14 protein-coding genes and 2 pseudogenes are annotated in these 18410 nt (G+C 67.6%); 4 read left to right on the top strand and 12 right to left on the bottom strand.

Annotated elements, in window-relative coordinates; all coding sequences use genetic code 11:
* Positions 1 to 26 precede the first annotated feature (26 nt).
* Together ACFWU2_RS13435 and ACFWU2_RS13440 are read left to right on the top strand one after the other, a co-directional pair.
* A complete protein-coding gene (locus ACFWU2_RS13435) occupies positions 27 to 452 on the top strand; it encodes a VOC family protein (RefSeq protein ID WP_378606608.1) in 426 nt (141 codons plus the stop codon).
* Complete coding sequence (locus tag ACFWU2_RS13440) at positions 449 to 1282, top strand: MerR family transcriptional regulator (protein ID WP_378606612.1); 834 nt, start codon at positions 449 to 451, stop codon at positions 1280 to 1282. The genes ACFWU2_RS13435 and ACFWU2_RS13440 overlap by 4 nt, the downstream gene beginning before the upstream one ends.
* A gap of 107 nt (positions 1283 to 1389) precedes the next feature.
* Here ACFWU2_RS13440 and glpK read toward each other — a convergent pair whose 3' ends face one another.
* Positions 1390 to 2904: a glycerol kinase GlpK gene (gene glpK / locus ACFWU2_RS13445; RefSeq protein ID WP_378606615.1), complete on the bottom strand. Its 1515-nt coding sequence runs from the start codon at positions 2902 to 2904 to the stop codon at positions 1390 to 1392.
* Positions 2905 to 3033: 129 nt separating this feature from the next.
* Here glpK and glpD point away from each other — a divergent pair, with 129 nt between their 5' ends.
* Entirely contained in the window at positions 3034 to 4749 is a 1716-nt protein-coding gene (gene glpD, locus ACFWU2_RS13450; RefSeq protein ID WP_378607256.1) for a glycerol-3-phosphate dehydrogenase, read from the top strand.
* Here glpD and ACFWU2_RS13455 read toward each other — a convergent pair.
* From ACFWU2_RS13455 to ACFWU2_RS13475, 5 genes and pseudogenes are all read right to left on the bottom strand, one after another.
* Positions 4739 to 4960 carry a hypothetical protein gene (locus ACFWU2_RS13455; protein ID WP_378606618.1) on the bottom strand — a complete coding sequence of 74 codons (222 nt, stop codon included), beginning with the start codon at positions 4958 to 4960 and terminating at the stop codon, positions 4739 to 4741. The two genes, glpD and ACFWU2_RS13455, sit on opposite strands and share 11 nt — an antisense overlap.
* 420 nt (positions 4961 to 5380) lie before the next feature.
* Positions 5381 to 5902, bottom strand: a complete 522-nt coding sequence (locus tag ACFWU2_RS13460; RefSeq protein ID WP_378607260.1) for a hypothetical protein — start codon at positions 5900 to 5902, stop codon at positions 5381 to 5383.
* A 224-nt stretch (positions 5903 to 6126) separates the two neighbouring features.
* Positions 6127 to 6386 (bottom strand): annotated as a pseudogene (locus ACFWU2_RS13465) (DUF5914 domain-containing protein); the annotation flags it as partial.
* 104 nt (positions 6387 to 6490) lie between these two features.
* Positions 6491 to 6821: pseudogene (locus tag ACFWU2_RS13470) on the bottom strand (hypothetical protein); the annotation flags it as partial.
* Between the two features lie 38 nt (positions 6822 to 6859).
* On the bottom strand, positions 6860 to 7888 hold the full coding sequence (locus tag ACFWU2_RS13475) for an oxygenase MpaB family protein (RefSeq protein WP_378606621.1): 1029 nt from the start codon (positions 7886 to 7888) through the stop codon (positions 6860 to 6862).
* 50 nt (positions 7889 to 7938) lie between these two features.
* Here ACFWU2_RS13475 and ACFWU2_RS13480 point away from each other — a divergent pair, with 50 nt between their 5' ends.
* On the top strand, positions 7939 to 8556 hold the full coding sequence (locus ACFWU2_RS13480; protein WP_378606624.1) for a TetR/AcrR family transcriptional regulator: 618 nt from the start codon (positions 7939 to 7941) through the stop codon (positions 8554 to 8556).
* Here ACFWU2_RS13480 and ACFWU2_RS13485 read toward each other — a convergent pair.
* From ACFWU2_RS13485 to ACFWU2_RS13510, 6 genes are all read right to left on the bottom strand, one after another.
* Positions 8532 to 9326, bottom strand: a complete 795-nt coding sequence (locus ACFWU2_RS13485) for a DNA-formamidopyrimidine glycosylase family protein (protein WP_378606627.1) — start codon at positions 9324 to 9326, stop codon at positions 8532 to 8534. The genes ACFWU2_RS13480 and ACFWU2_RS13485 overlap by 25 nt on opposite strands.
* Before the next feature lie 2 nt (positions 9327 to 9328).
* Positions 9329 to 13888 (bottom strand): ATP-dependent helicase, encoded by a 4560-nt coding sequence (locus ACFWU2_RS13490; protein WP_378606630.1) that lies wholly within the window; start codon positions 13886 to 13888, stop codon positions 9329 to 9331.
* Positions 13889 to 13919: 31 nt separating this feature from the next.
* Positions 13920 to 14477 carry a hypothetical protein gene (locus ACFWU2_RS13495; protein WP_378607263.1) on the bottom strand — a complete coding sequence of 186 codons (558 nt, stop codon included), beginning with the start codon at positions 14475 to 14477 and terminating at the stop codon, positions 13920 to 13922.
* Between the two features lie 89 nt (positions 14478 to 14566).
* The gene (locus tag ACFWU2_RS13500; RefSeq protein WP_378606633.1) at positions 14567 to 15958 is read right to left on the bottom strand and encodes an FAD-binding oxidoreductase; all 1392 of its coding nucleotides are present in this window, start codon (positions 15956 to 15958) and stop codon (positions 14567 to 14569) included.
* 4 nt (positions 15959 to 15962) lie between these two features.
* On the bottom strand, positions 15963 to 17507 hold the full coding sequence (locus ACFWU2_RS13505) for an AMP-binding protein (RefSeq protein WP_378606636.1): 1545 nt from the start codon (positions 17505 to 17507) through the stop codon (positions 15963 to 15965).
* Between the two features lie 234 nt (positions 17508 to 17741).
* Positions 17742 to 18410 carry an aspartate/glutamate racemase family protein gene (locus ACFWU2_RS13510; RefSeq protein ID WP_378606639.1) on the bottom strand — a complete coding sequence of 223 codons (669 nt, stop codon included), beginning with the start codon at positions 18408 to 18410 and terminating at the stop codon, positions 17742 to 17744.

Raw genomic sequence — 18410 nt, forward strand, 5'->3', positions numbered from 1 at the left:
CTCGGGGGAGGAACGAGGGTGGGTGCATGACAATCAACAGCATCTTTCCCGTGGTCCCGGCCGCCGACGTGGCCCGCAGCCGCGACTTCTACACCGGTCTGCTCGAACTCGCCGTCGTCTTCGACAGCGGGTGGTACGTGCAATTGCAGGCCCCCGGCGCCGAGTCCGTGCAACTGGGGCTCGTCGAACGAGGACACCACACCGTCCCCGAGGGATTCCGGGCGGCGCCGGCGGGTGTGCTCGTCTCGGTCGAAGTCGAGGACGTCGACCGGGTGCACGACGCGGCGGTCGCAGCGGAACTGCCGATCGTGTTGCCGCTCCGGGACGAGGATTTCGGGCAGCGACATTTCATGACGACCGACCCCGACGGGTTGCTCGTGGACGTGATCACCGTGATCCCGTACACCGGCCACCTCGCCGAGAGCGCCGCGGTCTCCGGTGGGCCGCGATGACAGAAATGCGCTGGATGAGCATCGGCGAGTTCGCGCGCGCCGCACGGCTGACGGTCAAGGCACTGCGGTATTACGACCGCGAGGGACTGCTCACCCCGGACCGCGTGGACCCCGGCACCGGCTACCGCTTCTACGCGCCCTCACAACTGGCGACGGCGCTGCGGATCGGATTGCTTCGCCGTGCGGACGTGTCGGTCGCGGCGATCCGGGCGTTCCTGCACGATCCGGCGCAGCGGAGCGAGGTGCTCGCTGCCGAGCGCGTCCGCATCGAGCGGGAGGCGGTCCGCGCGGCCCGCTCGTTCGCTCTCGTCGATTCCCTGGGTTACGCGGTGGACGCGGATCTTCCCGTCACCGTTCACCGCATCGACGCGGCAACGATGTTGTGGAGAGAATCGTGTGCCGCGGCGGACACGCTCGACGAGGCCGCCTCGGAGGCGATCGACACCCTGCTCGCGCAGGCCCGGCGGTGTGGTCTGGACGAGTCGGCGTCTGTCGTCGGCCGATACCCCGCCGCGCTCGACGGCGAGGTCTCGTTCGGGGTGGGTCTGGAAATCGGCTCCGGCGCCCGGCTGGATGAGGGCGTCGAGGCGCAGACCGTGACTTTGCCCGGCGGGCTCTTTGCGGGCGTGGACTTCACGGGCGCGCCGGCGCTGTTACCGGTCGCCTATCACGTGCTGTTCGCGCGTCTCGCCGACGACGGTGTGCCCGTGGAAGGTCCTGTGCGTGAGTACTACCTCGCCGACCCAGCGGTGGTCGGCGAAGACGAGATGCGCACGTGCGTCGTGCATCCCGTGCCCGACGACTATCGACCCGGGTGGGCTCGGTCGTAGGTGTGGCCTCCCGCATGCGGCGTTCGACATCGTGCCCGACACCACGCATTCGCTTCCGATGCAGGCGAAAGACTTTCCGGCCGTAAAGCTTCCCGAATACGGTGCGGTCAGGCCCAGTCGTAGGTGCGCTCGACCGCCTTGTTCCATCCGGCGAACAGACGTTCGCGCTCGTCGCCCCGCATGGTCGGCTCCCACGTCTTCTGGGCTTCCCAGTTGTGCCGGATGTCGTCCTCACCGTTCCAGTAGCCTACGGCTAGTCCCGCCGCGTATGCCGCACCGAGAGCGGTGGTTTCGGCGACCACCGGCCGCACGACCGGCACGCCGAGGATGTCGGCCTGGAACTGCATGAGCAGGTCGTTCACGACCATTCCCCCGTCCACCTTCAACGTGTGGAGTTCGACGCCCGAATCGGCGTACATCGCCTCGATGACCTCCCGGGTCTGATACGCGGTGGCCTCGAGCGCCGCCCGCGCGAGGTGCCGTTTGTCGACGAACCTGGTCAGGCCCGTGATCACGCCGCGCGCGTCGGGGCGCCAGCGCGGTGCGAACAAGCCCGAGAACGCCGGCACGATGTACGCCCCGCCGTTGTCCGGCACGGATGCGGCGAGTTGCTCGATTTCGGCGGCGGACCGCAGGATACCCAGGTTGTCGCGCAGCCATTGGACGAGCGACCCCGTGACGGCGACCGAGCCCTCCAATGCGTAGACGGCGGGCCGGTCCCCGATGCGGTAACACACGGTGGTGAGCAGTCCGTGTTCGCTGCGGACCGGTGTCGTGCCCGTATTGAGGAGCAGGAAGTTTCCTGTGCCATAGGTGTTTTTGGCTTCGCCGGGAGAAAGGCAGGCCTGACCGAACGTCGCGGCCTGCTGGTCACCGAGGATCCCTGCGATGGCGACGCCTGCGTAGGGTCCGCGTTCGCGGGCGTGCCCGTAGACCTCGGACGAACTCCGGATCTCGGGAAGCATCGAGACCGGTATTCCGAAATCCGCGCAGATCTCCGGATCCCACTGCAGCGTGTCGAGGTTCATCAGCATCGTGCGGGAGGCGTTGGTGACGTCGGTGATGTGGACTCCCGGCCCGTGCCCGTCTTCACCGGCACCGCCCGTCAGTTTCCATACGATCCAGCTGTCGATGGTGCCGAACACCAGTTCCCCGGCGTCTGCTCTCTCCTGGGCACCCTCGACGTTGTCGAGTATCCAGCGCACTTTCGGGCCCGCGAAGTACGTCGACAACGGAAGGCCCGTGACGTCGCGGTAGCGGTCCGCGCCGGCGTCGCCCGCGAGTTCTTCGACGAGCCGGTCGGTTCGCGTGTCCTGCCAGACGATCGCGTTGTATACCGCCTTGCCTGTCGTTCGGTCCCACACGACGGTCGTCTCGCGCTGATTCGTGATGCCGATCGCGGCGATGTCCTGCTTGCGCACGTCCGCCTTGGCAAGTGCCACAGCAGCCACTTCGCGCGTGTTGAGCCACAGCTCCTCGGGGTCGTGCTCCACCCAGCCGGCGCGCGGAAAGAACTGCCGGTGCTCCTTCTGTGCGACGGACACGATACGGCCGTCGTGGTCGAAGATGATGCACCGGCTCGAGGTGGTGCCCTGGTCGATCGCGGCGATGTACTGGTTCACGGATGATCCTCGATAGGGCGGACTGGGTTGCTCAGGGCAGCATCTACTGCGCGCTGCGCGGTCGAAACTACTAGCCTTGTCGGGGATACGTCGGCGACTCACGGGAGCGGTGCGGTGAATCAACCAGGTGTGCAACCCCTCGGACCGCAACAGCGCGCCGACTCTTGGCGGCAACTCGCCACCGAACAATTCGACGTCGTCGTCATCGGCGGGGGCGTCGTCGGAGCCGGTGCGGCGCTCGACGCGGCGACACGAGGACTGCGGGTCGCGCTCGTGGAAGCCCGCGATTACGCATCGGGGACGTCGAGCCGGTCGTCGAAGATGTTCCACGGCGGTTTGCGGTACCTGGAACAACTCGAGTTCGGTCTGGTGCGAGAAGCGCTGCGCGAACGCGAACTTGCGCTGACCACCCTCGCCCCGCACCTGGTCAAGCCGTTGAAATTCCTTTTTCCGCTTACCCATCGGGTATGGGAACGTCCGTACATCGGGGCGGGGATCTTCCTGTACGACCGGATGGGTGGCGCGAAGTCGGTGCCGGCGCAGAAGCACCTGACGCGGGCGGGGGCGTTGCGTATGGTTCCCGGTCTCAAGCGTTCGTCGCTCACCGGCGGAATCTCGTATTACGACACCGTTGTCGACGATGCGCGCCACACCATGACGGTCGCGAGGACGGCGGCGCACTACGGGGCGGTCGTCCGGACGTCCACGCAGGTCGTGGGATTCCTGCGGGAGGCCGACGGAGTCGCGGGGGTTCGTGTGCGCGACACCGAAGACGGCTCGGTCATCGAGGTGCGTGGGAGCGCCGTCATCAACGCGACGGGTGTGTGGACCGACGAGATCCAGGCGTTGTCCCGCCAGCGTGGCAGATTCCGGGTGCGGGCGTCGAAAGGCGTCCACATCGTCGTTCCGCGTGATCGCATCGTGAGCGACTCGGCGATCATCCTGCGCACCGAGAAGTCCGTGCTGTTCGTCATCCCGTGGGGCAATCACTGGATCATCGGGACCACCGACACCGACTGGAACCTCGATCTCGCCCACCCGGCGGCCACGAAGGCGGATATCGACTACATCCTCGACCACGTCAACCGCGTGCTCGTGGTACCGCTCACCCACGACGACATCGACGGCGTGTACGCAGGGTTGCGGCCACTGTTGGCGGGGGAGAGCGACGAGACCTCGAAACTGTCGCGCGAACACGCGGTCGCGCGGGTTGCGCCCGGCCTCATCGCCATCGCGGGCGGCAAATACACCACGTACCGCGTGATGGCGGAGGACGCGGTCGATCTCGCCGCCGAGGACATCCCGACACGCATCGCTCCCTCCATCACGCACAAGGTGCCCCTGGTGGGCGCCGACGGGTACTTCGCGCTGGTCAACCAGACGATGTCCCTCGCCGAGGAGTACGGGTTGCATCCCTATCGGGTCAAGCATCTCCTCGACCGGTACGGCTCGATGATCGACCAGGTCCTCGAGCACGCGAAAAACAGGCCCGAATTGCTCGAACCGCTGACCGATGCTCCGCGTTACCTTCAGGTCGAAGCGGTGTACGCGGTCGCTGCCGAGGGTGCCCTGCATCTCGAGGACATCCTGGCGCGCCGTACCCGGATCGCGATCGAGTACTCCCACCGCGGGGTGCACTGCGCAGAGCAGGTGGCCCGTCTCGTCGCACCCCTGCTGGGATGGGACGACGAGACGGTCGATCGCGAGGTCGACATCTACCGGGCCCGGGTGGAAGCCGAAATCTTGTCGCAGACCCAGCCTGACGACGAGTCGGCCGATGCCCTGCGGGTGGCGGCCCCAGAAGCACGCGCGGAGATCCTGGAGCCGGTACCGATCACCCGGTGACCTGCGTGTGGGTCCCTCCACGCACCGGATGCTCGTGACCCCCGGTGTGTCGGTGCGTCAGTGCGATTTTGACGACCACGACCACCGACGCGAGCAGGGCCAACCCCACCGCCGCGAAGACGGTCGTGGTTCCGGCGGGGCGACCCTGCAGGCGTTGGACGACGAACACCGTCGAACCGATGCGAATCAGAAGCGCCACCTCGGCGAGCACTTGCCCCCTCCCCGACCGATGTCTACCTTCCAGGTCGCCACTGAAGGATGAGCCCCTCGTTAAGGCCGACCGGGCGACTGTGAGTGCGCGTCCACACGCAAGACGTCACGTTCCGTAGACGGTCAGACACGAAACTCGCGCTTATAACGCTGGTCCACAACGGGGCGATTCAGGCGTTATGCCGGATTCTACAGCTCCGGACGCTGGATTCCGTCGAGCCGCCGGCAATCGACAACAAGGGGAGTACATGACCGAAGCTGCCGCACCCACCGGAAAGAAGAAGCACCGGTGGGTCCCGTGGGTGGTGGTTCCCGCACTGACCGCGCTCGCTCCGACGACGGGCCGGAGTGCAACTCAGTGGCTGCACTCCGGCCCGTCGTCGGCAACCCCTCGGTTGCAGGTAGTCGAGAGAACCTCAGGTCACGACCGTGAGATGACATCGATGGTGCCTTGGCAGACCGCATTCTGTGAGTTGACGAACCACCACCCCGCACCGGTTTGAAGCGTGACGGTGAAGTCGACCGTCCCCGCCCCTGTGATGGCGCGGTTGCTCGGCACGCGGGGATTCTGCTTCCACGCTTCCTGATCGCTGACACTGCGTCCGGACTGTCCCGTAGTGGTGTTGTGCCAATCGACCAGCACCTGCGTGCCGTACCAGTTCGGTCCGATGCTGCCCGTAGGATCGGGTAGGTCATTGTGGCCGCTGAGCAGGATCGAAGGTTGGAACTCACCCACGCCGCCGGGCCGGGACTCACCCGACGAGGCGGTGACGGTCCAAGTGAACGGTGGCGCCCAGAAGAGTGGATTGGCGCTCGCACACGTCATGGTGGTGGAGGTCGGCGCGGCATGTGCTGCGCCTCCGCCGCCCACCGTTAATGCAATTCCCATCCCGGCCGCCGTGAGTACCGATGCGCACGCGCGACGAAATGTTCGTTCGGCCATGTAAATACTCCGTTCGAGTCGAAGACGATAGAACTCACCTTTCATATCGGATTCGCGATCCCGCCGGGTCGCATTCGACAACAACGGTCTGTTTCGGCGGTGTGGGACAGGGGAATCTGTGCAGGAGAATCGATTTCAGCATTGCTGCGAATGGGGTGAATCTCCTTGACCGACGGGAGAACTCGTCGAATGCTGGATTCGGGTCCGTGACTCGGGTCGACCCGTCAGGTCGGCGACCGGGGTCCGGTTGTGTGATCGGTTCGGGTGCGTTGCCGGTAACGACTTTCGGCGTAAGCGAGGTCGTCGCGCCAAAGACGTCTGGCGCACCACGAAGCATCGGAGTCAGGGCGCGCTCAGCACGGCGTGCAGTGGTGAATCCGTCACGGGGGGAGTAGGCGATGACGGCCTCGATCACAGCGGTGCGGGGGCGACCGTTCGGGTCTGGACCCAGAGGTGTTGCGTGCGTTTCGATGACACTGCCGGACGGCCGATCCGGTGGTGATCCGACCGGCTACTGCGTACCGGGGGCGGGTCCTGGAAGTCCGCAGTTCGCCGACGACGCGCGGCTCACCCCGCAGGCACCGGAATACGCGGTTCGAGCCATCCGAGCCACGCCGTGAGAAGAATGAGGCACGGCAGCGACGCGGACGACAGGATCGGGACCGAGTTGCGGAGTTCCTCCCAGCGCTCCGCGGGTGAGCGGCCGCGCCGACCGCACGCTCTGCGAGACCGAGTCCGCGAAAGCGTGCGCGAGAAACGTCGAGAGCGCGGTGCTCAGCACGATCGCGATGCCGATGTACTGCTTGGTGGTCGTGATGGGAACCAGGGCTGCGAGGACGAGCACATTGCCGTAGACGTACGCACTTATCCGGCTTGCCGCCGCGTTGCGTGACACCGGAACCCGACGGGACGGAACCAACCGGCGCGGTACGTCGCGAGCCGGGGTGGGGGACACCGTCAGCGTGTCACACCGGGCCGATGCCGTGATGTCACTTTCGGGCTGTAATGCACGGGTGAGTCGCGGCGGTCGGCGGGCGGCAGATTACGACCCGGGGTGTGCAGCACCGGGGCGTCCCGGGCGATGCGGCCGGCGGCGCGATCCAAGCCCGCTCGGGCGCGAGGGTGGTAGCGGAAGCGCTTGGGCACGACCTTGCCGCCCAGACCGATCGCGCGGCCCACGAGGGCGTGGATCTTCTCGTCGCGAGCACTCCAGCGATACCCGAGCAGGTCGCGCACCGGGGGGTCGTAGAGGCCGACGGTGAGCCAGGAGAATCCTGCGACGGCCGGCGGACGCAGCGCTTTCCAGACCGGTTCGGGGAACCACCGCAGGAACGGCGGTCGATCGAGGTTCGACAGGTCGAGGACGTCGCGGGTGGCCTTGTTGTCTTCGAGTACGTTGCGGCACATGTGATCCCAGTACTCCAGGAACGCCTCCCACGACTCGGGTACCGAATGCATGGGCATGCCGTAGAGGCGATACCACTGCACGTGCTCATCGAAGAGCCGGTGCTTTTCTTCGAGGGTGAGCGGGCCGTCGAACCACTCGATCGACACCATGAGGCTGTAGAAGAACGTCGCGTGCGCCCAGTAGAACGTGCCCGGGTCGAGCGCGTTGTACTTGCGCCCCTTCTTGTCGACGCCCTTGATGGTGTTGTGGTACCCACGCACCTGCGCGGCGGTCTCCGGTGCCCGCGGGCCGTCGAAGACGACTCCGTAGATCGGGTACAGCGACCGGTAGAGGCGCTCCCAGCGCTCGTCGAAGAACTCCGAGTGTTCCTCGACGCCGGCACCGAGGCCGGGATGCATGTTCTGCATGGACCCGGCCCACGGCCCGAACAGCATGCCGCGCCATCCGCCGAAGTACTTCCAGGTCAGCGAGTCGGGGCCGAGAGGCTCGGGCGGTGCCGGTGCCGGTGCCGGCCGGGCCGTCGTCTCGGCCGGTGCCGGCTCGTCGACGCCCTGACCGCCGGGATACTGACTACGCATGTTGTCAGAGTAGGATCTGTCCGGCACGTAGTCAACGACGGGAAACAAGAGTGGGCACCACGCGCCGCAGTTGGGCGGGAGTCGGCATCGAAGAACGCCGACGGGTACGCCGGGAGCGGCTCCTCACCGCCGGCACCGACCTGATCGGAGCGCCCGGCGGTGCGATCGCGAACGTCCGTGCCGTGTGCCGCGCGGCCGAACTCACCGAGCGGTACTTCTACGAGAGCTTCACCGACCGGGACACCTTCGTCCGCGAGGTGTACGCCCACGTCGCGGAACAGGCGCGCGAGGCACTTGCGGCGGCGGTCGCCTCGGCACCGCCGACGGGCGTCGCGGAGGCTGCGGTGCGGGCCTTCGTCGGACTCGCCGTCGATGATCCGGCCAAGGGGCGCGTGCTGCTCCTGGCCCCGCTGCGGGAGCCCGCGCTCAGCAGCCGAGGTCTCGAACTCGCGCCGGCATTCGTCGCGCTCGTCGAGCGCCGGCTCACCGGCATCGAGGACCGGGCGTATCGGCATCTGGTGGCCGTGGGACTGGTCGGAGCGTTCACCAGCATGTTCATGGGGTACCTCGAAGGCGACGTCACGGTGTCCCGGGAAATGCTGGTGGCACATTGTGTTTCGCTGCTCGAACACGCTGGGGAGACTTACGGTCCGGTACCGCGCGGCTGACAGTGGGGGCACCGGTACACCACCCGCTCCGGTTCGGTGGCCGTGCCCAGGTCCCAGGATTCGATGGGTGTCCCGCAGCGTCGGCACGGATCGCCGCGCCGCCCGTACACCCAGAGATTCCGGCCGCGACGACGATCACCCGTCGTGATCCGCACCGCCCGCTCGCGGTTCGCGGTGAGGATGCGGTGTGCGAGGTCCACCCAGCCGCGAGGATCACCCGCCGTACCCACCGGCTCCCGCGGATCGACGCCGCGCAGGAAACACAATTCCGAGCGGTACACATTGCCCACACCTGCCATGACCCGCTGATCGAGCACGGCGACCCCGATCGGGCGGAGCGGGTCGCGCGACAGATTCTCCGCGGCGCGCACCGCGTCCCAGTCGGCTCCGAGCAGATCGGGCCCGAGGTGGCCCACCGCGTCCTCTTCCCGGTCACGGGGGAGAACGTCGAGGATTCCCAGTTCGAACCCGACGGCCTGCAACTGTTCCGTACCCAGCACCACGCGAGCCTTGAAACCGGGTTTGCGCCACCGCGCGCCGCGCTCGTAGATGTGCCACTCGCCCTCCATCTTCAGATGCGAATGGATCGTGTGGTCGGGTAACCGGATCAAGATGTGCTTGCCCCGCGACACCACCTCGTCGACGACACAACCCGTGAAATCGGCTGTGGCGAAACGAGGTACGCGGAAATCGGTTTCGGTGAGCGTTCTCCCCGCCAGAGCGGTGTTCAGCTGCCGAGCTGCGCGGTAGACCGTATCGCCCTCGGGCATCGTCAGAACCTCAACCGGTATCCGCGCGGCGTCGCCGAGAAACCGGACTCGCCCAGGATCTCGGCGAACGCGTGCCCGTGGATGGAGGCACCGTCGACCTTTTCGACGACGATCTTGTCGACGCCCCCGCGCTTGACGGTCGCGGCGAGGGAAGCGCACGCACTGCGCAACAGTCCGGGGTCGTCGTCGAAGGTGAGCATCGTGCGGCCACCCCGTTCGATGAACAGCACGAGGGCGCCGTCGACGAGAACCACCAACCCACCGGCCTTGCGTCCCGGACGGTGGCGGGGTGCATCGTCGGGGGCGGAGGACTTCGGCCACGGGAGCGCGGCGCCGTACGGGTTGGCCGGGTCGCACGCTGCGAGGGTGATTGCCGCGGTTTCGTCGTGGCGGCCCTCGATCGAGTCGGCGAACGAGCGCAAGCGGTCGACGACCGCGGGTGTCGAGAACTGGGCCCCGCCCAGCGAGTCGACGAAATACCCACGCCGGCAGCGACCGCGCTCCTCGAACCTGCTGAGCACCTTGTACATCGTGGCGAACCCGCCGGGTACGCCCTCGCTCACCACGACCCCCCGGGTGACGACTCCGTACCGCTCGAGCAACAGTTCCGCGGTGCTGTGCGCACGGACCGTCGCGTCGGTCTCGCGTTCGGGGAGCAACGACCAGCGACCGGCGACGGTGGGTGGGCCGGTGCGCGACGGCATCGCCGGGCGGGCCCGGTACATCCGCGCCCGTGGCGCGCGTCGCGGGGTCCGGTGTGCGGGTGTCGCGCGGGAGGTATCGCCGATCAACGCCCGCAGCGGCGCGAGTGTGTCTCCCGAGATGTATCCACCCCAGACCAAGTCCCACAGTGCTGCGGCGACATTCGTGTCGGTGGCGGTCGATTCCCGGGCGGACACCGCATCGGTGAGTTGACGGAAGAAGAACGCGCCCCCACCCGCGAGCGAGTCGAGGATCGCGTGGTGGATGGGGGACATATCGAGTTCTTCGGCGGGCGCGAGGGTCACCGGTGCGAGGTCGGCGGGGTGGAGCAGGACCCAGCCGTCCTTGCCGGAGATCGAGCCGGCGCCCGACCACACCACTTCACCTGTCGCGGTGAGTTCGTCGAGCATCGTCGGTGAGTAGTCGCGGACCCGGGGTGCGAGGACCAGCGGTTCGAGTGCGCTCGCCGGGAGCGGAACCCCGGCGAGTTGTTCCACGACCGTGAGAACGCCGTCGAGCCCGTAGAGCGCACTGCCACCCGCGCCCTTGCCGAGATGGTGCCAGTCGGGAAGGAACCGGCCGAGCGTGGTCGTGCTGACCGGTTCGACATCCTGGCGGGCCGCTGCGAGCGACCGCCGCCGCAGCCGCCGCAGCACCTCGGAATCGCACCATTCGGACCCGGTGGCACCCGGACGGAATTCTCCCGACGTGACGCGCCTGTCCGCGGCCATCCGACGCAACACGGAGTCGACGACGGCCGTGCCGAGCCCGAACCGGGCCGCGACCTCGGCGGCGGTGAACGGACCGTGTGTGCGGGCATACCGGCCCACGAGATCACCGAGCGGATCTGCGACCGGTTCGACGAATGCCGTGGGCACCCCGATGGGCAACGGCACGCCGAGCGCATCGCGCAACCGGGACGCGTCTTCGATGGCGGCCCACCATTGTTCACCCGCGTACGACACGCGGAGTGCACGTCGTCGGCGGGCGAGGTCGGCGACCCACTCGGTGGGATCGTCGGTGGTGCGTTCGCGCAACTCGGCGTCGGTGAGCGGGCCGACCAGTCGCAACAGGTCCGCGACACCCTCGGCATCGCGCGCGCGCCGATCCGGTGTCAGTCGCTGCAGTTCGTGTTCGGCGTCGGTGATGACGTCGGCGTCGAGCAGTTCGCGCAACTCCACGCGACCGAGCAATTCGGCGAGCAATGTCGAATCGAGCGACAACGCGGCCGCACGGCGCTCGGCAAGCGGGCTGTCTCCCTCGTAGAGGAACTCGCCGACGTAGTTGAACAGCAGTGACGAGGCGAACGGGGAGGCGGTGGGCGTTTCCACCTCGACGAGGCGGATCTGCCGGCGAGCGACGCGACCGAGGAGGTCGTGCAGGGCGGGCAGGTCGTAGACGTCCTGCAGGCACTCCCGGACGGTTTCGAGGAGAATCGGAAAGGTCGGGTAGCGCCGGGCGACGTCGAGCAACTGGGCCGAGCGTTGCCGCTGCTGCCACAACGGCGCCCGCTTGCCGGGATTGCGGCGGGGCAGCAGAAGGGCGCGGGCCGCACACTCCCGGAACCGCGACGCGAACAGCGCCGATCCACCGACCTGCTCGGTGACGATCTCGTCGATGTCCTCGGGGTCGAAGACGAAGATTTCCGACCCCGGTGGGGCGTCGTCGGCGTCGGGTAGTCGCACGATGATGCCGTCGTCGGAGGCCGTCGGGTGGGATTCGACGCCGTAACGCTCGAGCAATCGGGCGCCCACAGCCAGTGCCCACGGTGCGTGCACCCGCAATCCGAACGGGGAGTGCAGCACCAGTCGCCAGTCGCCGAGTTCGTCGCGGAATCGTTCGACCACCAGGGTGCGGTCGGTGGGAAGCTGTCCTGTCGCGGTGCGTTGCTCGGTGAGCAGAGCGATCAGGTTGGTTGTCGCATTCTCGTCGAGTCCGCCGTTCCGACAGCGCGTTTCGGCCTCCTCGGTGTCGGCGTGGCCCAGTTCGCGGATGAACGCGCCCAGAGCGGCTCCGAGTTCTGCGGGCCTGCCCTGGCTGTCTCCGTGCCAGAACGGCAAGCGGCCGGGACGACCGTAAGCGGGCGAGACCAATACCCGGTCGAACGTGATCTCCTCGATCCTCCAACTGGTGGCACCGAGTGCGAACACATCGCCGACCCTCGACTCGTAGACCATCTCTTCGTCGAGTTCGCCGACACGGGTGTTCTTCTCGCCCACCATGAACACGGTGAACAATCCGCGGTCGGGGATGGTGCCGCCCGAGGTGACCGCGAGTCGCTGCGCGCCCGGGCGCCCGGTGAGCGTGCCCTCGGTACGGTCCCACACCACACGCGGCCGTAGCTCGGCGAATTCGTCGGACGGATAGCGTCCCGCGATCAGGTCGAGCACCGACTCGAACACCGGCCGCGACAGGGACGCGAACGATCCGCTGCGCCGCACCGTGTCGAACCAGTCGTCGACGTCGAGCGGTTCGAGCGCCGTCGCCGCGACCGTCTGCTGGGCAAGCACGTCGAGGGGATTCGCGGGCACCTGCAACGCTTCGATCTGCCCGGCGACCATGCGCTCCACCGTCACGGCGCAGTGGATGAGATCGGTGCGGTGCTTGGGGAAGAGCACACCGCGGGACGTCTCACCCACCTGGTGCCCGGCGCGGCCCACCCGTTGCAGGCCGCTCGCGACCGACGGCGGTGCCTCCACCTGGATCACCAGGTCGACCGCTCCCATGTCGATGCCGAGTTCGAGGCTCGAGGTGGCCACCACGCACCGCAGGCGCCCGGTCTTGAGATCGTCCTCGATGAGGGCGCGCTGATCCTTGCTCACGGATCCGTGGTGTGCGCGGGCGAGTACCGGTTCGGCACCGTACGTGACTTCGGTGGGCGCCCCGATCTGTGCCGGGGGTTTGCCCACGCGGTCGACCTCGGTGCCGGTGCGTTCGGCGTAGATCTCGTTGAGCCGGGCGGTGAGCCGCTCGGAGAGCCGTCGCGAGTTCGCGAACACGATGGTCGATCTGTGTGCGGTGATGAGGTCGACGATCTGTTCCTCGACGTGCGGCCAGATCGACCCCGCCTGCGGAGTCGGGGACGCAGAGTCCTCGTCCGGTTCGGCGACACCGAGTTCCGTCATGTCCTCGACTGGGACCCGGACCGTCAGATCCCAGGTCTTGGCCGCCGGGGGTGCGACGATCCGGATCGGCGCGCCCCCGGCGAGGAACCGGCCGACCTCCTCGTGGGGCCGCACCGTCGCGGACAGTCCGATGCGCTGCGCGGGCGCGCGCAGCAGCAGGTCGAGCCGTTCGAGCGACAGCGCGAGGTGGGTGCCCCTTTTGGTGCCGGCGACGGCGTGCACCTCGTCGACGATCACCGTCTCCACACCGGCGAGGTTCTCCCGCGCCGATGAGGTGAGCATGAGGAACAGCGACTCGGGAGTGGTGATGAGGATGTCGGGCGGGGTGCGCGCGAGCTTGCGCCGGTCGGCCTGCGAGGTGTCGCCGGAGCGGACCCCGACGCTGATGTCCGGTGGGGTGAGCCCGAGCCGTTTGGCGGTTTGGGTGATACCGACCAGCGGCGATCGCAGGTTGCGCTCGACATCGACCGCGAGCGCCTTCAGTGGCGAGACGTACAGCACCCGCGTGCGCTGCTCGCGGGCGACCGTCTCGTCGGCCGGAGTGGAGGCGAGCCGGTCGAGCGACCACAGGAACGCCGAGAGCGTCTTGCCGGAACCGGTGGGTGCCACGACCAGGGTGTGCGCGCCGGACGAGATCGACTCCCACGCGCCGAGCTGAGCTGGAGTCGGGGCGTCGAAAGCTCCGCCGAACCATTCGCGGGTCGGTGCGGAGAATCGGTCGAGGACAGAGCTCACCTGTCCATCGTGCACCCGGCCTCCGACAGACTCAGTCCTCGAAGGCGAATTGAGCGATCTGAGGCGAGTGCAGATCGGCCCACCGGTTGCGACCGGTGCGGACCAGTTCGGTGACGAGGGCACGGGCCGGTGCCCGCCACGGCAGCGCGTCGAACTGCTCCCGGCTCTCGGGTGTTTCCGTCCATGCGATCGTGGCCATCGCACCGCTGTGCGTCACATGCAGCGCAGGGGAGGTCGCAGCGATCCGGTCGAGGGACGCGCCGCAGGCCTCTTCCAGACCCTCCCGCGTCACCGTGATCCAGCCTTGGACATTCCGCAGACCTGGTCCCGGGGTGTCGAGGTGGAGGCCGGCCACCTCGAGGTCACCGGCATACACGCTCACGAGTCGGCGGCCCGTCGGTGACACCGAGTTGTCGGGGAGGCACGCGACCGACCAGTACTCCCGCTCGCTCATCCGCGCGTTGGGCACGCTCGACCGGATGTAGTCGCGCAACCATGCTGTGACGATGCCGAATTCGGGGTATCGCGCGAGCTCCCTGTACTTGGTGTCGCGTAGGGGGAGTTCGGAGACGGAGTCGGGCGAAGGCATGTTCACGCGACGATTATGGCTGTTCACGGGCCGATGCGGGTGCAAGGTCGGAATCGACGCGTTCGTGCGCGGGGAGCGTTGCGGCCGGGTCACAGCACCACTCCCGGGTTGAGGATCGACCGAGGGTCCAACGCATTCTTGATTTGCCTGGTCAGAGCCATGACGTCGGGGCCGACCTGGTCGGGAAGCCACGCCTTCTTCAAGCGGCCCACGCCGTGCTCCCCGGTGATCGTGCCGCCCAGTTCGATCGCGAGATCCATGATCTTTCCGAATACCGCCTGCGCTCGCACGGCCATTTCCTCGTCGGTGGGGTCATAGACGATCAGGGGATGGGTGTTGCCGTCCCCGGCGTGGGCGATGACTGCGACCGTCACATCGTGCTCCGCTGCGAGCGCGGCGATCCCCTCCACAAGCGCGGGAAGCGCGGGCAGGGGAACCCCGACGTCCTCGAGCAGCAGGCTCCCGGTGCGCTCCACCGCGGGGATCGCCATCCTGCGGGCGGCCGTAAAGGCTTCCCCCTCGTCGGCGTCGTCGGTGGTGAACACCTCGTCGGCACCGGCGTCGCGACATGCCTGCGCCATCAGCGTGATCTCCTCGGCCGCGGCCGCGCCCGGTACGTCGGAACGCGCGATGAGCATCGCTTCCGTGGAGCGGTCGAGACCCATCCGGAGCATGTCCTCCACCGCTCCGATCGTGGTCCGGTCCATGAATTCGAGCATCGCGGGCCGCAGCATGCCGGTGATCGCGACGACCGCGTCGGCGGCGGCCTGGACCGACCCGAACGTGGCGACCATCGTCGACGCCGGTGGTTGCGGCGGAAGCAGTCGCAACGTCACCTCCGTGATGACGCCGAGCGTGCCTTCGCTGCCGACGAACAGTTTCGTCAAGGACAGGCCGGCGACGTCCTTGAGTCTCGGACCGCCCAATCGCACCGCAGTACCGTCCGCCAGCACCACCTCGAGACCGAGGACGTAATCGGAGGTGACCCCGTACTTCACACAGCACAGGCCGCCGGCGTTGGTCGCGGCGTTGCCGCCGATCGTGCAGATCTCGAACGACGACGGGTCCGGTGGGTACCACAGACCGTGCTCGGCCGCTGCCCGTTTGACCTCGGAATTGAGGAGCCCCGGCTGCGCAACTGCGGTACGTGTGGTCGTGTCCACCGTGAGCGCACGCATCTTCTCGGTGCTCAGCACGATGCCCCCGGCGATGCCCCCGGACCCGCCCGACAGACTCGTGCCGGCTCCACGCGGCACCACCGGGACGCGATGGGTATTCGCCCACCGCAGCGTGGCCTGCACGTCCGCGGTCGACGTGGCGCGCACCAGTGCGGCGGGCACGACTGCGTCCGGGTCGTGCGCGCGGTCGTGGCGGTATCCGGCGAGGATGTCCGGATCGGTGACGAGTGCGCCCTGCGGCAACACGGCGGACAGTTCGGTCAGCGGCATCGCGGACAACCCGGTTTCCTGTTCGGTGGACATCTCGTCACCCCGCCGCCGGAACGTAGCGGGCACGCAACTTGTGTTTGACCAGCTTCCCGGTGGGTGTGCGCGGCAGGTCGTCGGAGAAGTCCACACTGCGCGGTGCCTTGAAGTGCGACACGCGGTCGCGGACGTACTCGAGCAGTTCCTGCTCGAGTTCGGGACTCGGAGTGACCCCGTCTGCGAGTTGCACGACGGCCTTGACCTCTTCGCCCATTTCCGTGTTCGGCACGCCGATCACCGCCACGTCGTAGACCTTCGGGTGCAGGGTGAGGACGTTCTCCGACTCCTGCGGGTAGATGTTGACGCCGCCGGAGATGATCATGAAGGCGGCGCGATCGGTCAGGTACAGGAAGCGGTCGTCGTCGAGGTAGCCGATATCTCCGCTCGTCGTCCAGGTCGGGTGGTCGGGATGTGTTGCCGCTGCTGTCTTCTCAGGGTCGTTGTGATACCGGAAGGGGTGTTCGTCGCGCTCCCACCACACCGTCCCGATCGCGCCGGCCGGAAGCTCGTGTCCGTCGTCGTCACAGATGTGGACGATGCCCATGACGCCGTCGCGGCCCACGGACCCGGGGCGCGCGAGGGCCTGCTCGGAGTCGATGAATGTGGCGCCCGCACCCTCGGTGGACGCGTAGTACTCGTGGATCACCGGACCCCACCACTCGATCATCGCCCGCTTGATCTCCGGTGGGCACGGCGCGGCCGCGTGGATCGCGACCTTCACGCTGGACACGTCGTATGTCGCCCGCGTCTCCTCCGGCAGTTTCAGCATCCGTACGAACATCGTCGGCACCCACTGGGAGGCCGTGACCGAGTACTTCTCGATCAGGGCGAGCGCTTCCTCGGCGTCGAATCGGTCCATCAGGATCACGGTGCCGCCGACCGACTGAATGGTGCCGCAGAACCGAAGCGGCGCAGCGTGATACAGCGGTGCGGGGCACAGGTAGATCGTGGTGTCGTCGAATCCGTACATGGGTGCGAACACCGCGGTGTACGGGTCGGGGACGTCCTGTACCTGCCCCACCGACAGTGCCGGCTCGATTCCCTTCGGCCGCCCGGTCGTGCCGGAGGAATACAGCATGTCCCGGCCACGAGGCTGGTCGTCGAGCGGTGACGGATCGTGTCGCGCGAGCGCATCCTCGTAGTCGACGAAGCCGGGAAGCGACCCGCCGAAGACGAGGCGGTGGGTCACTCCCGGATACGCCCCGGGTGACGTGTCGACCGCCGACTCGGCCTGCGCCGAGACGACCAGCGCCTGCGCGTCGCAGTCGTCGACGATGTAGGCCGCTTCGTCGGAGGTGAGGTGCCGATTGACCACCGTGATGTACAGGCCGGAACGCAGTGCTGCCCAGTACACCTCCATGACACGCAGATCGTTGTCGGATATCAACGCAAGATGGTCGCCGGGCGCCAGGCCGGCGGCGCGCACATGCTTCGCCAACCGGATCGAGCGTTCGTCGAGTTCCCGGTAGGTGAGCGACTCGCCCGTCGCGGGCCGGATGATGGCCGGCTTGTCGGGGGTGGTCGCGACGAAGTTCCCTGGGTACATGGTCCCCGGTCTACCACAGGGTGTGTCGTAAGACACATTTCTGTCGAAACGTCAGGCTCTATGCATGTATGGGGAGCCGACCGGACAGTGGTGTTGCGCTCCCCGGAGCCGGGGCGGGGAACTCGCCGGACATGCATCGCCTCGAGTGGATGAGGTGTCGAGGCGATGCATGTCGACCTCGTCTGGACCGACTGCGCCGCGTCTATCTCCGATGTGCTGCGCCCACTGGAGCTGTCAGGCCTGAGGCTCGGCGATCCGTCCGAGTACCCACTCGACCGCGCTGGGTACCGGCTCGATGATCACGACATCGGAGCGAGCAGGCAGAGCACGCGCTGCGGCGCTCAGAGGCCCGCCGCCGATGATCACGGCTTCCGCTCCCGCCTGTGCGGCCTCGTCTACTGCTGCGGCAAGCTGAGTAACGCTTTCCTCGGGGGCACAGGCGAGCGCGAGCGGCCCGGTGCTGGTGAGCATCACGCCGGCGAAGTCGGCACTCGGATCGACTCGCGTCACCAGAGAGTACAGGTTGCCGACCAACTGACCCGTCGTGGTCGCAATGGCAAAGCGTCGGCCACCTTTGCCCGCCGCCAGCACCGCCGCCTCGCCGATCCCCACCACAGGGATGTCGGTCAGCGAGCGAAGTTCGGACACTCCGGGGTCGCCGAACGCGCCGACGATGATGGCGACGGGATCGTGGAGATCGATGCCCTCCATCGCGGCATCGACGGTGTGTGTCGCGGCGCTGGTCAGAGCCGACGCATCCGTGATCATGCGTGGGCCGGCCCGCGCGGTTATTCCGATGGCATTGGTCTCGACGTCGGCCAGCGAATCGGTGGCCACCTCGACCAGCATTTCGGTCGTCGCGTCGTTGGTGTTCGGGTTGACTACGAGGATGCAGTCGGTCAC

Source organism: Rhodococcus sp. NPDC058639, from assembly GCF_042717545.1.
Taxonomy (GTDB): Bacteria; Actinomycetota; Actinomycetes; order Mycobacteriales; family Mycobacteriaceae; genus Rhodococcus.

Excerpts from the sequence above, each read along its gene's own strand:
- ACFWU2_RS13485 (WP_378606627.1), bottom strand. The coding sequence starts at position 9,326 with ATGCCCGAGGGCGATACGGTCTACCGCGCAGCTCGGCAGCTGAACACC.
- ACFWU2_RS13500 (WP_378606633.1), bottom strand. The coding sequence starts at position 15,958 with ATGTCCACCGAACAGGAAACCGGGTTGTCCGCGATGCCGCTGACCGAA.
- ACFWU2_RS13435 (WP_378606608.1), top strand. The coding sequence starts at position 27 with ATGACAATCAACAGCATCTTTCCCGTGGTCCCGGCCGCCGACGTGGCC.
- ACFWU2_RS13495 (WP_378607263.1), bottom strand. The coding sequence starts at position 14,477 with ATGCCTTCGCCCGACTCCGTCTCCGAACTCCCCCTACGCGACACCAAG.
- ACFWU2_RS13505 (WP_378606636.1), bottom strand. The coding sequence starts at position 17,507 with ATGTACCCAGGGAACTTCGTCGCGACCACCCCCGACAAGCCGGCCATC.
- ACFWU2_RS13460 (WP_378607260.1), bottom strand. The coding sequence starts at position 5,902 with ATGGCCGAACGAACATTTCGTCGCGCGTGCGCATCGGTACTCACGGCG.
- ACFWU2_RS13475 (WP_378606621.1), bottom strand. The coding sequence starts at position 7,888 with ATGCGTAGTCAGTATCCCGGCGGTCAGGGCGTCGACGAGCCGGCACCG.
- ACFWU2_RS13440 (WP_378606612.1), top strand. The coding sequence starts at position 449 with ATGACAGAAATGCGCTGGATGAGCATCGGCGAGTTCGCGCGCGCCGCA.